This is a genomic window from Mesorhizobium sp. M0106 (assembly GCF_040322715.1).
Classification (GTDB): domain Bacteria; phylum Pseudomonadota; class Alphaproteobacteria; order Rhizobiales; family Rhizobiaceae; genus Mesorhizobium.
This window is the reverse complement of record NZ_JAMYUA010000023.1, coordinates 1-16259: the sequence shown is the minus strand read 5'-3', so window position 1 is coordinate 16259 and position 16259 is coordinate 1. Positions and strand designations below refer to the sequence as shown.

The following is a 16259-nucleotide window of genomic DNA, read 5'->3' as shown; positions in this document are numbered from 1 at the left end:
AAGATCGTGTGACCAAAAACGAAAAACCGACGATCTTTCGGGCCGAGCGTTTGCCGCTCAAGGTAACGCTGCTGGTATTCTCCGGCTCGTCGATCATGTGCGTCGCCTCGGCCGTCGATCCGTTGCGCGCCGCCAACCGCATTGCCGGTGAGACGCTGTTCGATTTCAGGCTGGTCTCGGTGACAGGCGAGGCGCCGGTCACCACATGCGGCCTGCCGGTGGCGGTCAGCGGCCGCTTCGATGCGGCTGACACAACCGATATGCTGGTCGTCGTCGCCGGCTTCGGCACGCAGAACTACGCCACATCGGCCCTGCTGTCCGGACTGCGCCGGGCGGCGCGCGCGGCACGCGCCTGCGGCGGCGTCGAGGCCGGCACCTGGCTGGTTGCCCGCGCGGGTCTACTGGAGGGGCGCAGCGCCACCACCCACTGGGAGGACATGGAGGATTTCTCGTCGGCCTTTCCCGGCGTCGACGTGCGCCCCGACCGCTACGTCATCGATGGCCCGGTGTTCACCACCGGCGGCGCCTCGCCGACCTTCGACCTGATGCTGCATCTGATCCGCACGCGGCTCGGCATGGCCGTGGCGCTAGATGTCGCGAGCGTCTTCATCTACGACCAGGCGCGCGCCGCGACGGACGCGCAACCGCTGGTCTCGCTCGGCCGTCTCGACGGCTACGATCCCAGGCTGGCGCAAGCCATTCGGCTGATGGAAGCGCATGTCGACCAGCCGCTGACTATCGCCGCCGTGGCAAAGCGCGCCGGGGTGACGGCACGGACGCTGGAAAGCATCTTTCGCAAGTCGATCGGCGAAACGCCCGGCGCTTATTACCTCAGGCTGCGCCTCGGCGCCGCGCGCCGGCTGGTGGTCGACACGCGCATCGCCATGGCGGACATTGCCGGGCGAACGGGGTTTTCGTCCGCCGCGGCATTTTCCAGAGCGTTTTCAAGAGCGTTCGGCGAAGCGCCGGTCAGACTGCGTCGGGGATAATGCATGTCGCCCAAAAGCTTGGCCACGGGCTTGACCCGAGGGTGCGTAGCGGTTTTGGGATAACGACATGCATAGGCAAAGGTAGATCAGGCAGCGTCCTGGCGGTCGCTGCTGCCGTCGATCTGCGAGCGCATCTGTCTCGCAAGATGGGTCTCGAACCGGCTGGCGACCGCGCGATCCCATTCGTTTGCACTCAGCGCACCTTGTTTCGGGTGCGGCAGCGCCATCAGCCGGTCGATGATCGATCCAGCCTCGCCAGATGAGAGCAGGGCGTCGATTTCGCGTTCGTGCTGCATATCGTTTCGCCTCCTTCCTTCTGAATCCCGCCACGAACCACACTATAGGAGGTTCGTGACGGCTGTTTGAAGGCAAGAGCGAGGCGATTGATGGGCGATGCCGGGCAAAGTTTTGTCCGCCGCCGCCCATCTTGGGCACGATCGTTCCGGCAGGTCAGGCAGTGCTTCAGCCAAGCCGCATCGACAGTTCAACATCCTCGCCGAACGGCGTGGACATGTAGCCACTCCCGGTCGAGCGCACCCGCTCGAGGTATTCGGGGCAAAGATCTGCGTTGTCGGCAACGACGAAGGCGCCCGGCCTGAGGCGGCTTTCAACCAGACTCAAGATCTCGGGATAGAGCGCTTTGGCGCCGTCGAGCAGAAGCAGGTCGACGCTTTCGGGAAGATCGACGCTTAATGTTTGCAGCGCGTCTCCTTCGCGGATTTCCACCATGTCAATGAGACCGCCTGCTGTCAGGTTACTCCTCGCGCGCGCGACCTTGGATGGCTCGAACTCGCTGGTGATCAGGCGGCCGCCGCCATTGTCCCGCAAGGCTGCGGCAAGGTGCAGGGTCGAGATGCCGAACGAGGTTCCAAATTCAACGATCGTCCTTGCGCCGCTGCCTCGTGCCAGCATGTAGAGCAGCATGCCGGTCTCTCGCGAGACGGGAAGCCAGAGGTCCTTTAGCCGCCCATAGAAATCGAGGTATTCGGTCTTGCTTCGAACCAGCCGCATCCGCTCCTCGACGGAGAGTTCCGCCACCGCGGGGCTCGTTGCGGCAGCGGCTTCCTCGAACAGGCGGTCCAGCAGGGGCGCGAGCGGCGTTGTCGTCAGTATGGTCATATCGGTCTCCAGTCGGAATGGAATGCGTTCTTGTGCGGCACTCAAAATACGACTAATCATTCGCATTCACTAATCGCATTGGCGCGCCCCTCAATGAGCGATCACCGAAGCTCCCGGATTTCCTCGCGAAAACAGCCCAAGCAAGCCCGCTCGGCGGAGCTCGTCGCTGCGATTTTGCAGGCTGCTGTTCAGGTTTTGGCGAAGGAAGGCGCGCAGCGCTTCACCACGGCACGGGTGGCCGAGAAGGCCGGCGTCAGCGTCGGATCGCTGTATCAGTATTTTCCGAACAAGGCGGCGATCCTGTTCCGGCTCCAGAGCGACGAATGGCGGCGGACGACCGATTTGCTGCGCGACATCCTCGAGGACGTCAGGAAACCGCCGCTTGACCGGCTGCGCGCCCTGGTCCACGCCTTCCTCCGCTCGGAGTGTGAGGAGGCTGCGGTGCGTGTGGCGCTCGACGACGCCGCACCGCTTTACCGCGACGCGCCCGAGGCGCAGACGGCAAGGGCGTCCGGAGACCGCACCATCCAGCTCTTCATGCAGGAGGCGTTGCCCAACGCCGCGCAAGCGACTCGCGAATTGGCCGGCGATCTGGTCATGACGACGCTCAGCACGGTGGGGAAGCAGTTCTCGGAGTTGCCCCGAACCCCCGCGGAGATTGAAGCCTACGCCGACGCCATGGCCGACATGTTCTGCGCCTACCTGAGAGGCCTCGATCACGGCTAAGACGCGCCAAAACCCGGTCAGCGAACAGGCCACGCGAGTTTCACACGGGGCAAAACCTTCGTCGGTTCAGCCCCGCGGAAAGCCGTCTTTAGCCGGCGGCCGCTGAACAATGCGGCCATGAAAACGGTACGCCTCAGACGTACCGGTTGACGATGTTTTCGAGCAATTCCTGGCGGCCGGATCTGGGCTGCGGCTCGATCTTCTCTTTGACGACGCGCTCGGCGATTTCCTCGAGCGTGCGCTTGCCGGCAAGCATCGCCTTGGCCTCGGCCGAATCCCAGCCGGCATAGCGCTCGGCGAGCGGGGCGGACAGCGCCTTGTCCTCGACCATTCGTGCCGCTGCCTTGAGGCCGCGAGCGCAGCAATCCATGCCGCCGATATGGCCGATCAGCAGATCCTGCGGATCGAGCGACTGGCGCCTGAGCTTGGCGTCGAAATTGGTGCCGCCGGTCTTGAAGCCGCCGGCCTGCAGCACCTGATAGTAGGCCAGTGCCATCTCCGGCACATTGTTCGGGAACTGGTCGGTATCCCAGCCCGACTGGTAGTCGTTGCGGTTCATGTCGATCGAACCGAAAATGCCGAGCGCATTGGCCAGCGCCAGTTCATGTTCGAACGAATGGCCGGCCAGGATGGCGTGGCCCTGCTCGATGTTGAGCTTGACCTCGTTCTCCAGTCCGAAACGCTTGAGGAAGCCGTAGACGGTGGCGACGTCGTAATCGTACTGGTGCTTGGTCGGCTCCTGCGGCTTCGGCTCGATCAGGATGGTGCCTTCGAAGCCGATCCTGTGCTTGTAATCGACGACCAGGTTGAGGAAACGGCCGGCCTGTTCCTGCTCGCGGGCAAGGTCGGTGTTGAGCAGCGTCTCATAGCCCTCGCGGCCGCCCCACAGCACGTAGTTCTCGCCGTTCAGACGCTTGGTGACGTCGATGCAGTGTTTCACCGTCGCCGCCGAATAGGCAAAGACGTCCGGATCGGGATTGGTGGCGGCGCCTGACATGAAGCGGCGGTTGGAGAACAGGTTGGCCGTGCCCCACAACAGCTTGACGCCGGTCTGCTTCATCTTTCCCGAGAAGTAATCGGCGATCTCGTCGAGCCGCGCCGCACTTTCGGAAAAGTCCCGGCCCTCCGGCCGCACGTCGGCATCGTGGAAGCAGAAATAAGGCGCACCCAGCAACGAAAACATCTCGAAGGCGACGTCGGCCTTGAGCTTGGCCAACTCCATCGTGTCGGTGCTGCCGGCCTTCGGAAACCACGGCCGGTCGAACGTCTGGCCGCCGAACGGATCGCCGCCCGGCCAGGCAAAGGAATGCCAATAAGCGACGGCAAAGCGCAGATGGTCTTCCAGCCGCTTGCCGGCGACAATCTCGTCGGGATTGTAGAACCGGTAGGCCAGCGGATTGGTCGAATCCGGTCCCTCGTATTTGATCTGTTGGATGTCGCCGAAAAAACCGCTGCTCATGTTCTTTTCCTCTCGCATGGTCCGGCCTGATTACCTCAGGCGTAATTGGTTTCGCGCTGACGCTGGTCGAAAAGGCTCATGTCAAAGCCACCCAACGAAGGAGACAGACCATGACCGACCTCAACACCATTGCCGAAAACTACATCGCCGCCTGGAACGAGAGCGACGCCGCGCGCAGAAAAGCCTTGCTCGAGGCAACCTTCACCGAGGACGTCGGCTATCGCGATCCGATCATGCGGGGCGACGGCCATGACGGCATCGCGGCGCTGATCGACGGCGTGCAGCAGCGCTTTGCCGGCTTCAGGTTCTCGCTGAAAGGCAAGCCGGACGGCTTCGCCGATACCATCCGCTTCTCCTGGAACCTCGGGCCGGACGGCACCGAATCCGTCATCGAGGGCACCGATATCGGCGTCATCGAAAATGGCCGGCTGAAAAGCGTCACCGGCTTTCTCGACAAGGTGCCGGCACAGTGAGGCCTTCTCGGCAGGCCACGGCGAGGGCGGGAAACCGCTCACGCCGTGGCGCTCCTGATCGCCGGGTAAAGCTGGCGGTAGCGCTGATAGGCATCTGCATAGGCACCGCCGAGGGCGGCGACCGGCTCGACCGTGGCGTCCGTCGCCGGCGCCGTGCACACGGCGCGCGGATCGGCGCCTGTCGCCGCGATCAGGCCAAGCCGGGCCGCTCCGAAGGCGGCGCCGAAATCGCCGTCGGCTGGAATATCGATGGGCAGGCCAAGCGCTGTGGCGATGGCCTTCAGCCAGTAGCGCGAACGCGAGCCGCCGCCGATCGCCGTCACCCGGGTCAGCGTCGTGCCGGCTTTGGCCAGGGCTTCGAGGCTGTCGCGGAAAGCGAAGGCGACGCCTTCGAGCACGGCCTGAGTCAGCGCCGCGCGGCCGGATTCGTGGGCAAGCCCGGTAAAGGCGCCCCGAATGACGGAATCATTGTGAGGCGTCCGCTCGCCTGACAGGTACGGCAGGAAGGAGACGCCGCTCGGCGCCTGCAGCGCTTCGCCGAGTTCGGCGGTCAACTCGCCGGCGCTTTTTCCAGCGATCCCCGACAGCCAGTTGAGCGAATCGGTTGCCGACAGGATGACGCCCATCTGGTGCCAGGTGCCGGGCAGTGCGTGGCAGAAGGTATGCACGGCGCTTTCCGGATTGGGCAGATAGGACGCGTTGGCGGCAAAAAGCACGCCCGACGTGCCGAGCGAGACGAACGCCTGGCCGGCGCCGACAGTGCCCATGCCGCAGGCCGAAGCCGCATTGTCGCCGGCACCGCCGGCGATCGGGATGCCCGCCTGCATGCCCCATTTCGCGGCCAGTTCGGCGCGCAAGGCACCGGCCTTGGCCGTGCCTTCGACCAACGACGGCATCTGCCTTTCGTCGAGCGACGTGACAGCGAGCAGTTCGGCGGACCAGGCTCGTTTGCCGACATCGAGCCACGACGTGCCAGCCGAATCCGACATTTCCGAAATGTGCTCGCCGGCGAGCCAGAGCCGCAAAAAGTCCTTCGGTAGCAGGACCTTTGCCACCTTGGCGAAAACATCCGGTTCGTTGTTCCTGACCCAGGCCAGCTTTGGCGCGGTGAAACCGGGAAAGACGATGTTGCCGGTCAGCTTGCGAAAGGGCGGGTCGGCGTCGAGTGCGGCCGCCTCGGCGTGGCTGCGCGTGTCGTTCCACAGGATGCAAGGGCGCAGCACCTGGTCGGCGGCATCGAGCAGGGTGGCGCCATGCATATGGCCGGAAAGGCCGATGCCTTTGACCGCCGCGAGTTCCTTCGCATGTATGGACCGCAGCTCGCCGACCGCCGCTTCGCAGGCGCGCATCCAGTCGGCCGGGTTCTGCTCGGACCAGCCGGGATGCGGGCGCGACACGTCGAGCGGCGCATGGCCGGAACCGACGATGCTCTGCCTTGCATCGATCAGCAGCGCCTTGACGCCCGAGGTGCCGAGATCGAGGCCGAGATACATGTTTCCTCCCATGTCCGTCATGCCTGGCGGCGACGGTCTTTCTTGCTTTCCCCGCCCAGTCCTGTGACACGGGCGGCGAAGATATCCCGGCAATCGTGCCGCCGGAAACGCACCCCGGTCAACACGCGAAGATTTTTTCGACGCTCGAAAAAATCTGGTCGGGGCAGTTTTTAAGGCAAGATGTGGCCTTGGTCAATTCGCCGCGAGAGCGGTTGCACGCCGTGAAAACAGTGCCGACAACGGGCTGTCCGGCCGTGCCAGCGCGCGTTCCGCCGCAAGCGCCCTCGCCAGCGCGCCATCACCGGAACGCAATGCCGCTTCGATCAGCGTCAGGTCGATGACGTCGCGTTGTGCGTGGCTGCCGCCGAAGCGATGGGCGATTGCCCGGATCGGCCGGATCAGACGTATCGTCCCGGCATAATTGCCCTCGCCGAATGCCTTGATGGCGAGCGTCAGGGGATGGCCGACATCCCTGGTGAAAGCAGCGTTGTCGTCCTTGCCGCGCATCGCCTCGCGCTGCGCCTCGAGCAAGCCGCGGGCCGGCGCTTCGAGGCCGGCGCCGACAAACGCCATCATCGCGTGGGCGTCATTGAAGGCATAATGGCCGGCGCTGGCCTTGGGCAACCAGTTGGCGGCGAGTGCCGTCCAGCGCTCGCCGACATCGACGCCGCCGAGATGCAGCCGCCACAGGATCGCCGAGGCATCGACCATGTTGAGCGCCAGCGTCGAGCGCTCGCCATAGATCGGCCCGTCGTAGAGCGCCAGCACCTCGTCGGTTTCGCCGAGATCATAATGGAACAGCGCCAGATGCCACCAATTATGCACCTGCAGGAAGCTTTCCCGCGTCCACGCTTCGGGATTGGCGCGCATCCACAGAATGCCGTCCTTCTGCCGGCTCTGCATCTCCATGACATGGGCCACCGCATGCTGGGCCCAGCCGTCGCGCGGCTCGATATCGACCGCCGTGCGGCCAAGTTTTTCGGCGCGCGCGTAGTCGCCCATCTCTTCCAGCCCGAAGGCTTGCATGCCGAGTATGGCATGGTAGCCCGGCATGCCGCTCTGCCAGGACGGCAGTGCACGGCCGATGCGGTCGCGCAGCATGCGCGCATTGCCGGTGAAGAAGTCGATCTGGTGGCCGGTCTGCAGCGCCAGCGCATCGAGCGGAAACTCGATGGCGATATCCTCCAGCACGCGGGCGGCTTCGTGCCAGCGTCCCTCTGCAAGGTGGCCAAGGGCGGCGACATGCGCCTGCTCGCGCGTCGTCGCGGCAAGTGGCAGCGCTGCCTCGTGACATGCCTTGGCCACCGCCGTCGCTTCGCGCTCTGTGGCAAGGCCAAAGAGATAACCCTTGAACACATGCGCCATGACGAAGCCGGGATCTTCGGCGATTGCCCGGTCAACGGAACCGACAGGATCGCCGATGAAGCACTGCAATTCGCGCACAGCCCGGCTGTAGGACGAGAGCCCGGTCTCCGTCGCGCCAGACAGCGTCAGGCCAAATGCGTCGCTCACCGCCATGGTTTGCCTCAGTTGCCCGAGCGCATCGCCACTGTCGCGATGCCGGCGCTAACCAGCAGCGTGCCGCCGGTGCGGTTGAAGATGCGGATCGCCTTTGGATTGCGCACCACGTTGCGCGCCCTTGCGGCGATCAGCGCATAACCGAAGGCATTGGCGAAGGCGAGCGCCAGGAAGGTCGTCTCGAAGATCAGCATCTGTGTCCAGAAATCCGCATGCCGGTCGAGGAACTGCGGCAGGAAGGCGACGAAAAAGGTGATGCTTTTCGGATTGAGCGCGGTAACCAGCCAGGCATGCGCCATCATTTTCGCCGACGACACCGCATCGGTGCGCGGTTCGGCCCGGAGCGCGCCGCCGGCGCGAAACAGCTTGATGCCGAGATAGATCAGATAGCCGGCGCCGATCACCTTCAGCACGGTAAACACGGTGGCCGACGCCGCCAGCAGCGCACCGATGCCCAGCATCGACAATGTCATCGCGGTGAAGTCGCCGAGCGCCACGCCGACTGCCATCGGCAGCGCGGTGCGCCAGCCCTGGCCGAGCGCATAGGACACCACCAGCAGGATGGTCGGGCCCGGAATGACCAGAAGGACTGCCGAGGCGGCGGCAAAGGCGGCCCAGTTTTCGAAGGACATTTTCTTCTCCTTGAGCTCAAAGAAGAGGATAAATCCTTGGCCTCGCGAAGATGTAAAGAGGCAAAAACCGAAAAAGCCCCTCGTTAACGCCGGCCGGCCTTCACGCTTTTTCAACCATGATTGGTGAAAATGCCTGCTATCCGGCCGGACCGTGTTTCCCGCCGATAGCGTGGGGTTTGGGTAAATGCGTGAGTTGCCGCACGGTCTGTCGCTGCCGCATAATGGCGACGCAATCGAAACCGAGATACAGCTTTCCCGCCGCACGGTGCTGTCCGGCGCCGGTGCGCTGGCGCTGCTTGGCGTCGCCGGCTGCAGCCAGACGCTGGATCTGCCGTCGCTTCAGCTCGACGACGTCACCACCGGCTCGATCCGGCCCGTCCGGCCGAGCATCAGCGTCGACAAGAACATCACCAGCCCAGACGTGATGTACGCTTCGCTCACCGACGGTGGCTTCAATGTGCCGGAGGTGCCCTACCTCAAGGTCAAGCCGGAATTCCGCCGCCAGATTGTCGTCGATCCGACCGGCGAGCAACCCGGCACGATCGTCGTGCATTCGCAAGAGCGGCTGCTCTATCTGGTGCAGCCCGGCGGCGAAGCGATCCGTTACGGCGTCGGCATCGGCAAGGACGGATTCCGCTGGTCGGGCCGCGCCAACATCCAGTATGGCAAGGAATGGCCGGTCTGGACCCCACCGGCCGAGATGATCGCCCGCAAGCCGGAGCTGGTGAAATGGCAGAGCGGACAGCCGGGCGGCCTCGACAATCCGCTCGGCGCGCGTGCCCTCTACATCTATCAGAACGGCAGCGACACCGGCTATCGCATCCACGGCTCGCCCGAATGGCGTAGCATCGGCCAGGCGATGTCGTCGGGCTGCGTACGCCTGATCAACCAGGACATCATCGATCTCTACAGCCGCGTCTCCAAGAAGAATCCGGTCGTCGTCGTCTGACCGGCGGCTTCGCTTTCAGCGATCACTCTGCCGTTGCGCGATGCCGCAAGACAGGCGAATGTGCCTGCGATTTTCATCGCCCGGGAGACGTGAACAATGGCCGGAACTTTTGTCATCGCGCAAGGCGGCGGCCCGACCGCCGTCATCAACCAGACCGTGGTGGGTGCTGCGCTCGAAATCCGCAAGCGGCATCCCGGCGCCAAGGTGCTGGGATCCATCCACGGCGTGCGCGGAATTCGTGACGGCAATTACGTCGATCTTTCCGCCATCCCCGAGGACCGCCTGCGGCTGATCGCGGCGACACCGAGCGCTGCGCTTGGTTCGACGCGCGACAAGCCGGATGCCGCCTATTGCGACCTCATCCTCAACGGCTTGAAGAAAGCCGGCGCCGATGCCTTCATCTATATCGGCGGCAACGACACCTCGGGCACGCAGCAGATCCTCACCGACGCCGCCGGCGGCAAGATCGCCTTCGTCCACGCGCCGAAAACCATCGACAACGATCTCGAGGAGAACGATCACACGCCCGGCTTCATGTCGGCGGCCGAGTTCGTCGCCGGCGCGTTTCTTTCGGTCGATCTCGATTTCCGCGCTTTGCCGGGCATTTATGTCGGCATCGTCATGGGGCGGCATGCCGGCTTCCTGACGGCCGCGTCCGCGGCCTGGCAGCTCGATCAGGACAGCGGCCCGCATCTCGTCTACGTGCCGGAGCGGCCGTTCTCCGCGGCGGGCTTTATCGACGACGTTCGTGCAACGCTCGACCGCCACAAGCGCTGCATCGTTGCCGTCTCCGAAGGCGTCAGCACCGCCGACGGCAAAGCGCTGGTCGAAAGCCTGGTGCCGCCGGAAAGGCTGGAGCGCGACCAGCACGGCAACGTCAAGCTGTCGGGCAGCGACCTGCCGGCAGCCTTGGAGCGCGCGCTCGCCGAAGGATTGCCGGGCAAGCGGGCGCGCGTCGATGCGCTCGGCTATATGCCGCGCGGCTATGTTGGTGCCATCAGCGCGGTGGACGCGCAGGAGGCCTTCGATGCCGGTGCCTTCGCGGTCACGGTGGCCGACGAGGGGGGCGGTTCGGTGGCGCTGCAATATGACGGCAAGAAAACCGTGCTGAAGAAGGTGCCGCTGAAGAACGTCGCCGGCAAGACGCGCCATATGCCGGATGATTTCATGCTGCCGGATGTCAACCGGCTGTCCGATGCGGGGATGGCCTATCTGAAGCGGCTGGTCCCGCAAAAGTACAAGGTCGGCAAGCCGTTCGTCTGATGCCGGCCTTGATCTGATGGACAGCTGGTTCAGCAAAACCATCGTCAACGCCAATACGACGATGCTGACCGAGCCCTTCGTGCACGAATTCGTGCGCGCCAACATCTGGCATCTGCGCGGCCGCGATGTCGACCTGCTGGTCGACACCGGCATGGGGATCTGCCCGCTGGCGCCGCAGATCGACACGCCGTCCGGCAAGCCGCTGCTCGTCGTCGCCACGCATATCCATCTCGATCATGTCGGCTCGCTGCACGAGTTTCCGCTGCGGGCAGGGCCGCGCCACAGCGCCGCGCAGTTCGACAGCATGGATGAAGCGGTGACCTACGCCTACATGTTCCATGATCTGGAAGGCGCCGTCTCCAGGCTGCCGGCAAAGGGCTGGAAGGCGGCCGACTACAGGATTGCGCCGGCGCCTCTGGCCCGGACCCTGGACGAGGGCGACAGGATCGACCTCGGCGACCGCCAATTCCGCGTCCTGCATCTGCCCGGCCACTCTCCGGATTCGATCGCGCTGTTCGACGAGGCTGACGGCCTGTTCTTCGCCGGCGACGCCATCTACGACGCCATGCTGATCGACGACCTGCCGGATTCGGATCGTGCCGCCTATCGCCGCACGATGCAGCGCCTGCTCGAGCTGCCGATCCGGATCGGCCATGGCGGCCATGGACCGAGCTTCGATGGCAGGCGGATGCGCGAGATCGCCACCACCTATCTCAGCCGGACGGACCGGAAAGGCGAATAGGAGGCCTCGGCTGAGGCGGCGCAAATCTGAAGCGATTTGTCTTGGGCAGCTATTTTGTTCTTGCTTTGTGCCGGCAGCTATGCTACTAATATCGGTATGGTGCTGATTCGCCCCAACCGACCCGCCCCTCCCGAGGCGGGTTTTGTATTTTCGGGTTTCGGCGGCAACGCCGCGAGGCGGTTGCCGGCTGGAAATTAAATCTTCGTAATATTGTCTGGAAACCACGATCGGCGCCCTAGATGCGGGGCTGTCGATCCGGTCGGCTGCCGTGACAGGCGAGACAGGCAAGGCCGACGACCGACGCGCCGATGAATTGTTCCGGTGACGGAACGTCGCGGCGCAAGACCAATCTCTCGCCCGGACAACGGCCATGTCACCAATCCAGACCCTTCGCAGACATCGCGTCGCCGCTCTGCTGGGCGCCGCGCTGATCGTCAGCCCCTTCGCCCTGTCCTTCGCTCCCAGGCTGAATGATGTCCTGGCGGCAACAGTGACCCCACCTGTCACCGGCATGACGGCGCCCCGCGGCTCGTTCGCTCCGGTCGTGGCGGCCGACAAACCGGCAGTGGTGACGATCACCACCCTCATGAAATCGGCGCAGTCGGACACCACGAGCGAGGCCTCCCCATTCGGTGGCAACGAGTTCGGTGGCAACTCGCCTTTCGACGACTATTTCCGCCGTTTCTTCGGTGACCAGGGACTGCCCGCCCCCAAGACACCGCCGGAACAGGCGCCGCGCACCGAGGCCCTCGGCTCAGGCTTCATCGTCGGTGCCGACGGCATGATCGTCACCAACAATCACGTCGTCGACGGCGCCCAGTCGGTCAAGGTGATGCTCGACGACGGCACCGAGCTTCCCGCCAAATTGATCGGCCATGACACGAAGAACGACCTTGCCGTGCTCAAGGTCAACGCCGGCAAGCCCTTGCCGACCGTCAAATGGGGCGATTCGGACAAGCTCATGCCGGGCGACCAGGTGCTCGCCTTCGGCAATCCTTTCGGCCTTGGCACCACGGTCACCGCCGGCATTGTCTCGGCGCGCGGCCGCGATCTGCACAGCGGCCCGTTTGACGACTTCATCCAGATCGACGCACCGATCAACCGGGGCAATTCCGGCGGCCCGCTGACGGATGTGTACGGCGATGTCGTCGGCATCAACACCGCGATCTTTTCGCCGAATGGCGGCAGCGTCGGCGTCGGCTTCGCCATCCCCTCGGACCAGGCGCAAAAGGTCGTCGCCAAGCTGATGAAGGGCGGCTCCATCCAGTACGGCTATCTCGGCGTCCAGATCCAGCCGGTGACGCCTGATGTGGCGAGCGCCATCGGCCTCGATCACCCTACCGGCGTGCTGGTCGCGCAGGTCAGCGACGGATCGCCGGCCGCCAAGGCCGGCATCGAGACCGGCGATGTCATTACCAGCTTCGCCGGCCAGGACATAAAGGATCCGAGGGATCTGTCGCGCGCCGTCGCTGACGTTGCGCCTGGCACGAGGGAAGCCCTCAATGTCTGGCGCAAGGGGAAAAGCCTGCAGATCTCCGTCGAGATCGGGCGCAACGAAGACGACACGGCGACGGGATCGGTGACCGGCGATTCAGGTCAGCCGTCGACGGGGCAGGGCCTTCGCGCACCGGCGCTCGGTCTCGGCCTGATGGACGTCACTCCTGATGTGCGCCAGGCAATGAACCTGCCAGAAAACCAGCACGGCGCACTGGTCGAGCGCGTCGACCCGAACAAGGCGGCGTCGGCTTCCGGCATCCAGCCCGGCGACATCATCGTCGGCGTCGACCAGACTCCGGTGAGGAGCGCCAGACAGGCTAACCAGGCGATTGTGCAGGCTGCCAAATCCGGCAAGAAATCGGTGCTGCTGCTTGTCGAGCGCGGCGACGCCCAGATGTTCGTCGCCGTGCCCTTCGCCAGTGGCTGAAGCGGGCGCCGCGCTGCCATGATCGATGTAGAGCATTGCCGCCAGGCCGGAGCCAAGATTTCGGTTGCCCGGGCTCGCATCTTCGAGAAAACTGACAAAGGTCGGTTGGACCTTGCGCAAACGGATATTCTCGATGGTTACCCGAGGCTTCTCTTCCGGACGAAAGCCGCCGACGGATACGGATGCACGTATCCCGCCGGGGCAATATCTCGAGCAAGGTTTCCCGGTCCTGTCGGCCGGCCCGACGCCGCATGTCCGCACCGAGGATTGGTCGTTCACGCTTAAGCACGGGCCGCGGCCGATCAAGAAGTGGAACTGGGCCGAGTTCAACGCGCTGCCCTTGACCAAGATGACGCGCGACATCCATTGCGTCACCGCATGGACCAAGTTCGACACGGCGTGGCAGGGCGTGCTCGTCGACGACATCCTTGCCGACGCCGGCATCGAGCCGCCCACCGCCTTCACGCTGGCGCTGGGTTTCGACGGCTATTCCACCAACGTGCCGACGAAGGATCTCACCGGCGGCAAGGCGATGGTGGCGCTGCTTTATGAAGGCAAGCCGATCACGTCTGACCATGGCGGCCCGGCCCGGCTGCTCGTTCCGCATCTCTATTTCTGGAAATCGGCCAAATGGCTGAACGGGCTGCAGTTCACCGAGCGTGACGAGCCGGGTTTCTGGGAGTTGCGAGGCTATCATATCTATGGCGATCCGTGGCGCGAGCAGCGCTACACGAACGATCCATGAGCGACGCACCGGCGGCGCAGTCGCCCTGGCAGACGGTCACCATCACCCGCATCCAAAAGCGTACGCCGCGCGTCACCAGCTTTTTCCTGCAGCCGTCGCGGCCCTTCGCTTACCGGGCCGGACAGCATGTCGATGTCAGATTGACGGCGCCGGACGGCTATCAGGCGCGCCGCTCCTACTCCATCGCCTCGGCGCCGGAGACCGGCGAGACCATCGAGCTGGCGATTGAAAAACTCGAGGACGGCGAGGTCTCGCCGTTCTTTCACGAGATCGCGGCGGTGGGCGACGAGGTCGAATTGCGCGGGCCGCTCGGCGGCCATTTCGTCTGGTCCGACGGCGATGGCGGACCGCTCCTGCTCGTCGGCGGTGGGTCGGGCGTGGTGCCGCTGATGTCGATGCTCCGTCACCGGGCGATGCGGGGATCGCTGGTCGCCGCCGCCTTGGTGTTTTCGGCGCGGGTCTGGGACGAGGTGATCTTTCGCGACGAGCTGATCGACCTCGCCGAGCGCCGGGATGGCTTCGACCTGGTGCTGACGCTGACGCGCGAGCCGGCCCGCCGATCGTCGGATTATGCGCGGCGGGTCGACGCCGCGATGATGGTGCAAGCCATGACCAGGCTGCCGGCGCCGCCGAAGCTCGCCTTTGTCTGCGGCTCGAACGCGTTCGTGACGGCCGCCGCCGAGGCGCTGATCGATGCCGGCGTTCCCGCGGCTCTCATCCGCACCGAACGCTACGGGGTCTGACCTGGTTCTTGCGCGGTTGCTGCCTTCGCCGGCCGGCATAAGCGGGCCGAAAACCGGCAGAACGGTGAGGCCGCGTTTGGCCGAAATGGTTAACGATTCGACAAAGAACCTCGGCCGCGACTTTTATCGGTTTAAAAAATCGAACCGAACGGTTCGTTTCTGTTGACAATGCGTGCAGGACGCTGTGAACGCTGCCTCCCCAAGTCACCTTGCAGCCAGACCGATACTATGGGCTATCTACTTGATATTTAGCAATAAAATTGTGGCGGAGGGAATCTCTGGCACAATTTCAAGGTGTAGATTCTTGGTCCACACCAAAAAACTTCGTGATTGGAAACTGGCCATTGGCTTTCCCACATCGGGGCTGTCCGAACGACGCGAATTCCTCCCAAGACACGCCGCTGGACGGACGGAAAAACTGAGATACTGGAGTACTAAAATGAAAAAGATCGCTCTTGCCGCCGTCGCCGTTTTGGCCATCACCGGCAGCGCCTTCGCTGGCAGCGACAACTTTGGTTCCAAGGGTGCGAACCAGCCTGCCGCTTCGGTCGACAGCTCGTATACGGCTTCCATTCAGAAGCCGGCTCATGCTGACCAGCAGCCTGTCCAGGGCGCCGACCGTAACCTCTTCGGCAACAACTAACAGCCGATCCCAGCATCAGGGCGGCGGGCATATCCGCCGTCCGGGATCTGAAAAATTCAGGAGTATTAAGATGAAAAAGATCGTTCTTGCTGCCGCCGCCGTTTTGGCCATCACCGGCAGCGCCTTCGTCGGCAGCGACAACTTTGGTTCCAACGGAGCCAACCCGCCTGCTGTCTCGGTCGACAGCTCCTACACGGCTTCCGTCAAGACGTCGGACCAGGCTGAAAAGCAGCCGGTTGTCCAGGGCGCCGACCGTAACCTCTTCGGCAACAGCTAACAGCCGATCCCACCATCAAGGCGGCGGCATGCCCGCCGCTTGATTTCGAAAATCCAGGAGTACCCAAATGAAAAAGATTGTTCTTACTGCCGCCGCTCTCTTGATTGCCGCCGGCAGTGCCTATGCCCGCAACGACAATGTTGGCGGGACCGACATCAACAAGCAGACGACCGTCAACGTCGACAAGACGCAGACGTATTCGGTGCGGGACAGCAACTCGCCGATCTACAAGCTGCTGAATTCGTCTGGCGATGTGCCCAAGTCCGCGCCCCAGGGCGCCGATCGCAACCTCTTCGGCAACAACTAGAGCAATTCCAGGAAAAGTGTGAAACGGTTTTCCCGGGAAAAGCGTGTAGCGCTTTCCCTTGGGAATTGCGTCAAAACAAAGAGATAGAGCGGTTCGGCGTTCCGTGAAACGATAACCGCTCTAACGGCCGAACTGGAATTCCAGACAAGAGGGGGGGGGCGGGCCACCCCCCCGGGAGGATGTTATTGTCGGCTGCACCCCCCCGAGAAAGACCCACGAGATATTGTATAGAAGGATGGGCAAAAGGACGCGCGCCC

General features: G+C 63.9%; 18 protein-coding genes. 12 read left to right on the top strand and 6 right to left on the bottom strand.

Translation table 11 applies throughout. The features are described from left to right. The first annotated feature begins 8 nt into the window (after positions 1-8). Positions 9-989: a GlxA family transcriptional regulator gene (locus NKJ55_RS21495; protein WP_352451614.1), complete on the top strand. Its 981-nt coding sequence runs from the start codon at positions 9-11 to the stop codon at positions 987-989. An 86-nt stretch (positions 990-1075) separates the two neighbouring features. On the opposite strand, the gene NKJ55_RS21490 is transcribed toward NKJ55_RS21495, so the two are convergent. Together NKJ55_RS21490 and NKJ55_RS21485 are read right to left on the bottom strand one after the other, a co-directional pair. Next, positions 1076-1285 carry a hypothetical protein gene (locus tag NKJ55_RS21490; RefSeq protein ID WP_023680243.1) on the bottom strand — a complete coding sequence of 70 codons (210 nt, stop codon included), beginning with the start codon at positions 1283-1285 and terminating at the stop codon, positions 1076-1078. Between the two features lie 166 nt (positions 1286-1451). After that, positions 1452-2108: an O-methyltransferase gene (locus tag NKJ55_RS21485; RefSeq protein ID WP_352451613.1), complete on the bottom strand. Its 657-nt coding sequence runs from the start codon at positions 2106-2108 to the stop codon at positions 1452-1454. 93 nt (positions 2109-2201) lie between these two features. Here NKJ55_RS21485 and NKJ55_RS21480 point away from each other — a divergent pair, with 93 nt between their 5' ends. Beyond that, complete coding sequence (locus NKJ55_RS21480) at positions 2202-2834, top strand: TetR/AcrR family transcriptional regulator (RefSeq protein ID WP_352451612.1); 633 nt, start codon at positions 2202-2204, stop codon at positions 2832-2834. A gap of 133 nt (positions 2835-2967) precedes the next feature. Here NKJ55_RS21480 and xylA read toward each other — a convergent pair whose 3' ends face one another. Then, positions 2968-4293, bottom strand: a complete 1326-nt coding sequence (gene xylA, locus NKJ55_RS21475; protein ID WP_352451611.1) for a xylose isomerase — start codon at positions 4291-4293, stop codon at positions 2968-2970. Between the two features lie 110 nt (positions 4294-4403). Here xylA and NKJ55_RS21470 point away from each other — a divergent pair, with 110 nt between their 5' ends. Next, positions 4404-4766 carry a nuclear transport factor 2 family protein gene (locus NKJ55_RS21470; RefSeq protein ID WP_352451610.1) on the top strand — a complete coding sequence of 121 codons (363 nt, stop codon included), beginning with the start codon at positions 4404-4406 and terminating at the stop codon, positions 4764-4766. Between the two features lie 38 nt (positions 4767-4804). On the opposite strand, the gene xylB is transcribed toward NKJ55_RS21470, so the two are convergent. The 3 genes from xylB to NKJ55_RS21455 form a co-directional block, all read right to left on the bottom strand. Then, entirely contained in the window at positions 4805-6259 is a 1455-nt protein-coding gene (gene xylB, locus NKJ55_RS21465; protein ID WP_352451677.1) for a xylulokinase, read from the bottom strand. 192 nt (positions 6260-6451) lie between these two features. Continuing rightward, positions 6452-7777 carry a tetratricopeptide repeat protein gene (locus NKJ55_RS21460; RefSeq protein WP_352451609.1) on the bottom strand — a complete coding sequence of 442 codons (1326 nt, stop codon included), beginning with the start codon at positions 7775-7777 and terminating at the stop codon, positions 6452-6454. An 8-nt stretch (positions 7778-7785) separates the two neighbouring features. Beyond that, positions 7786-8409: a LysE family translocator gene (locus NKJ55_RS21455; RefSeq protein WP_352451608.1), complete on the bottom strand. Its 624-nt coding sequence runs from the start codon at positions 8407-8409 to the stop codon at positions 7786-7788. Between the two features lie 184 nt (positions 8410-8593). Between NKJ55_RS21455 and NKJ55_RS21450 the strand changes: the two genes are divergently transcribed. From NKJ55_RS21450 to NKJ55_RS21410, 9 genes are all read left to right on the top strand, one after another. Next, positions 8594-9358, top strand: a complete 765-nt coding sequence (locus NKJ55_RS21450) for a L,D-transpeptidase (RefSeq protein ID WP_352451607.1) — start codon at positions 8594-8596, stop codon at positions 9356-9358. A 96-nt stretch (positions 9359-9454) separates the two neighbouring features. After that, entirely contained in the window at positions 9455-10621 is a 1167-nt protein-coding gene (locus NKJ55_RS21445) for a diphosphate--fructose-6-phosphate 1-phosphotransferase (protein ID WP_352451606.1), read from the top strand. A 16-nt stretch (positions 10622-10637) separates the two neighbouring features. Further along, positions 10638-11363, top strand: coding sequence for an MBL fold metallo-hydrolase (locus NKJ55_RS21440; RefSeq protein ID WP_352451605.1), 726 nt, complete (start codon positions 10638-10640; stop codon positions 11361-11363). A gap of 370 nt (positions 11364-11733) precedes the next feature. Beyond that, positions 11734-13287, top strand: a complete 1554-nt coding sequence (locus NKJ55_RS21435) for a DegQ family serine endoprotease (RefSeq protein ID WP_352451604.1) — start codon at positions 11734-11736, stop codon at positions 13285-13287. A gap of 133 nt (positions 13288-13420) precedes the next feature. Beyond that, positions 13421-14032, top strand: a complete 612-nt coding sequence (locus NKJ55_RS21430; RefSeq protein ID WP_352451603.1) for a molybdopterin-dependent oxidoreductase — start codon at positions 13421-13423, stop codon at positions 14030-14032. Then, positions 14029-14775, top strand: a complete 747-nt coding sequence (locus NKJ55_RS21425; protein ID WP_352451602.1) for an FAD-binding oxidoreductase — start codon at positions 14029-14031, stop codon at positions 14773-14775. The genes NKJ55_RS21430 and NKJ55_RS21425 overlap by 4 nt, the downstream gene beginning before the upstream one ends. A 439-nt stretch (positions 14776-15214) precedes the next feature. Then, positions 15215-15418: a DUF680 domain-containing protein gene (locus NKJ55_RS21420; protein ID WP_292664977.1), complete on the top strand. Its 204-nt coding sequence runs from the start codon at positions 15215-15217 to the stop codon at positions 15416-15418. 70 nt (positions 15419-15488) lie between these two features. Continuing rightward, complete coding sequence (locus tag NKJ55_RS21415; protein ID WP_352451601.1) at positions 15489-15695, top strand: DUF680 domain-containing protein; 207 nt, start codon at positions 15489-15491, stop codon at positions 15693-15695. A gap of 67 nt (positions 15696-15762) precedes the next feature. Further along, the gene (locus tag NKJ55_RS21410; protein ID WP_352451600.1) at positions 15763-16002 is read left to right on the top strand and encodes a DUF680 domain-containing protein; all 240 of its coding nucleotides are present in this window, start codon (positions 15763-15765) and stop codon (positions 16000-16002) included. The last annotated feature ends 257 nt before the right edge of the window (positions 16003-16259 follow it).

Bases quoted from the DNA above. Each gene is read 5' to 3' on its own strand.
- NKJ55_RS21490 (WP_023680243.1), bottom strand. From the start codon at position 1,285: ATGCAGCACGAACGCGAAATCGACGCCCTGCTCTCATCTGGCGAGGCT.
- NKJ55_RS21485 (WP_352451613.1), bottom strand. From the start codon at position 2,108: ATGACCATACTGACGACAACGCCGCTCGCGCCCCTGCTGGACCGCCTG.
- NKJ55_RS21480 (WP_352451612.1), top strand. From the start codon at position 2,202: ATGAGCGATCACCGAAGCTCCCGGATTTCCTCGCGAAAACAGCCCAAG.
- xylA (WP_352451611.1), bottom strand. From the start codon at position 4,293: ATGAGCAGCGGTTTTTTCGGCGACATCCAACAGATCAAATACGAGGGA.
- NKJ55_RS21470 (WP_352451610.1), top strand. From the start codon at position 4,404: ATGACCGACCTCAACACCATTGCCGAAAACTACATCGCCGCCTGGAAC.
- xylB (WP_352451677.1), bottom strand. From the start codon at position 6,259: ATGTATCTCGGCCTCGATCTCGGCACCTCGGGCGTCAAGGCGCTGCTG.
- NKJ55_RS21460 (WP_352451609.1), bottom strand. From the start codon at position 7,777: ATGGCGGTGAGCGACGCATTTGGCCTGACGCTGTCTGGCGCGACGGAG.
- NKJ55_RS21455 (WP_352451608.1), bottom strand. From the start codon at position 8,409: ATGTCCTTCGAAAACTGGGCCGCCTTTGCCGCCGCCTCGGCAGTCCTT.
- NKJ55_RS21450 (WP_352451607.1), top strand. From the start codon at position 8,594: ATGCGTGAGTTGCCGCACGGTCTGTCGCTGCCGCATAATGGCGACGCA.
- NKJ55_RS21445 (WP_352451606.1), top strand. From the start codon at position 9,455: ATGGCCGGAACTTTTGTCATCGCGCAAGGCGGCGGCCCGACCGCCGTC.
- NKJ55_RS21440 (WP_352451605.1), top strand. From the start codon at position 10,638: ATGGACAGCTGGTTCAGCAAAACCATCGTCAACGCCAATACGACGATG.
- NKJ55_RS21435 (WP_352451604.1), top strand. From the start codon at position 11,734: ATGTCACCAATCCAGACCCTTCGCAGACATCGCGTCGCCGCTCTGCTG.
- NKJ55_RS21430 (WP_352451603.1), top strand. From the start codon at position 13,421: ATGGTTACCCGAGGCTTCTCTTCCGGACGAAAGCCGCCGACGGATACG.
- NKJ55_RS21425 (WP_352451602.1), top strand. From the start codon at position 14,029: ATGAGCGACGCACCGGCGGCGCAGTCGCCCTGGCAGACGGTCACCATC.
- NKJ55_RS21420 (WP_292664977.1), top strand. From the start codon at position 15,215: ATGAAAAAGATCGCTCTTGCCGCCGTCGCCGTTTTGGCCATCACCGGC.
- NKJ55_RS21415 (WP_352451601.1), top strand. From the start codon at position 15,489: ATGAAAAAGATCGTTCTTGCTGCCGCCGCCGTTTTGGCCATCACCGGC.
- NKJ55_RS21410 (WP_352451600.1), top strand. From the start codon at position 15,763: ATGAAAAAGATTGTTCTTACTGCCGCCGCTCTCTTGATTGCCGCCGGC.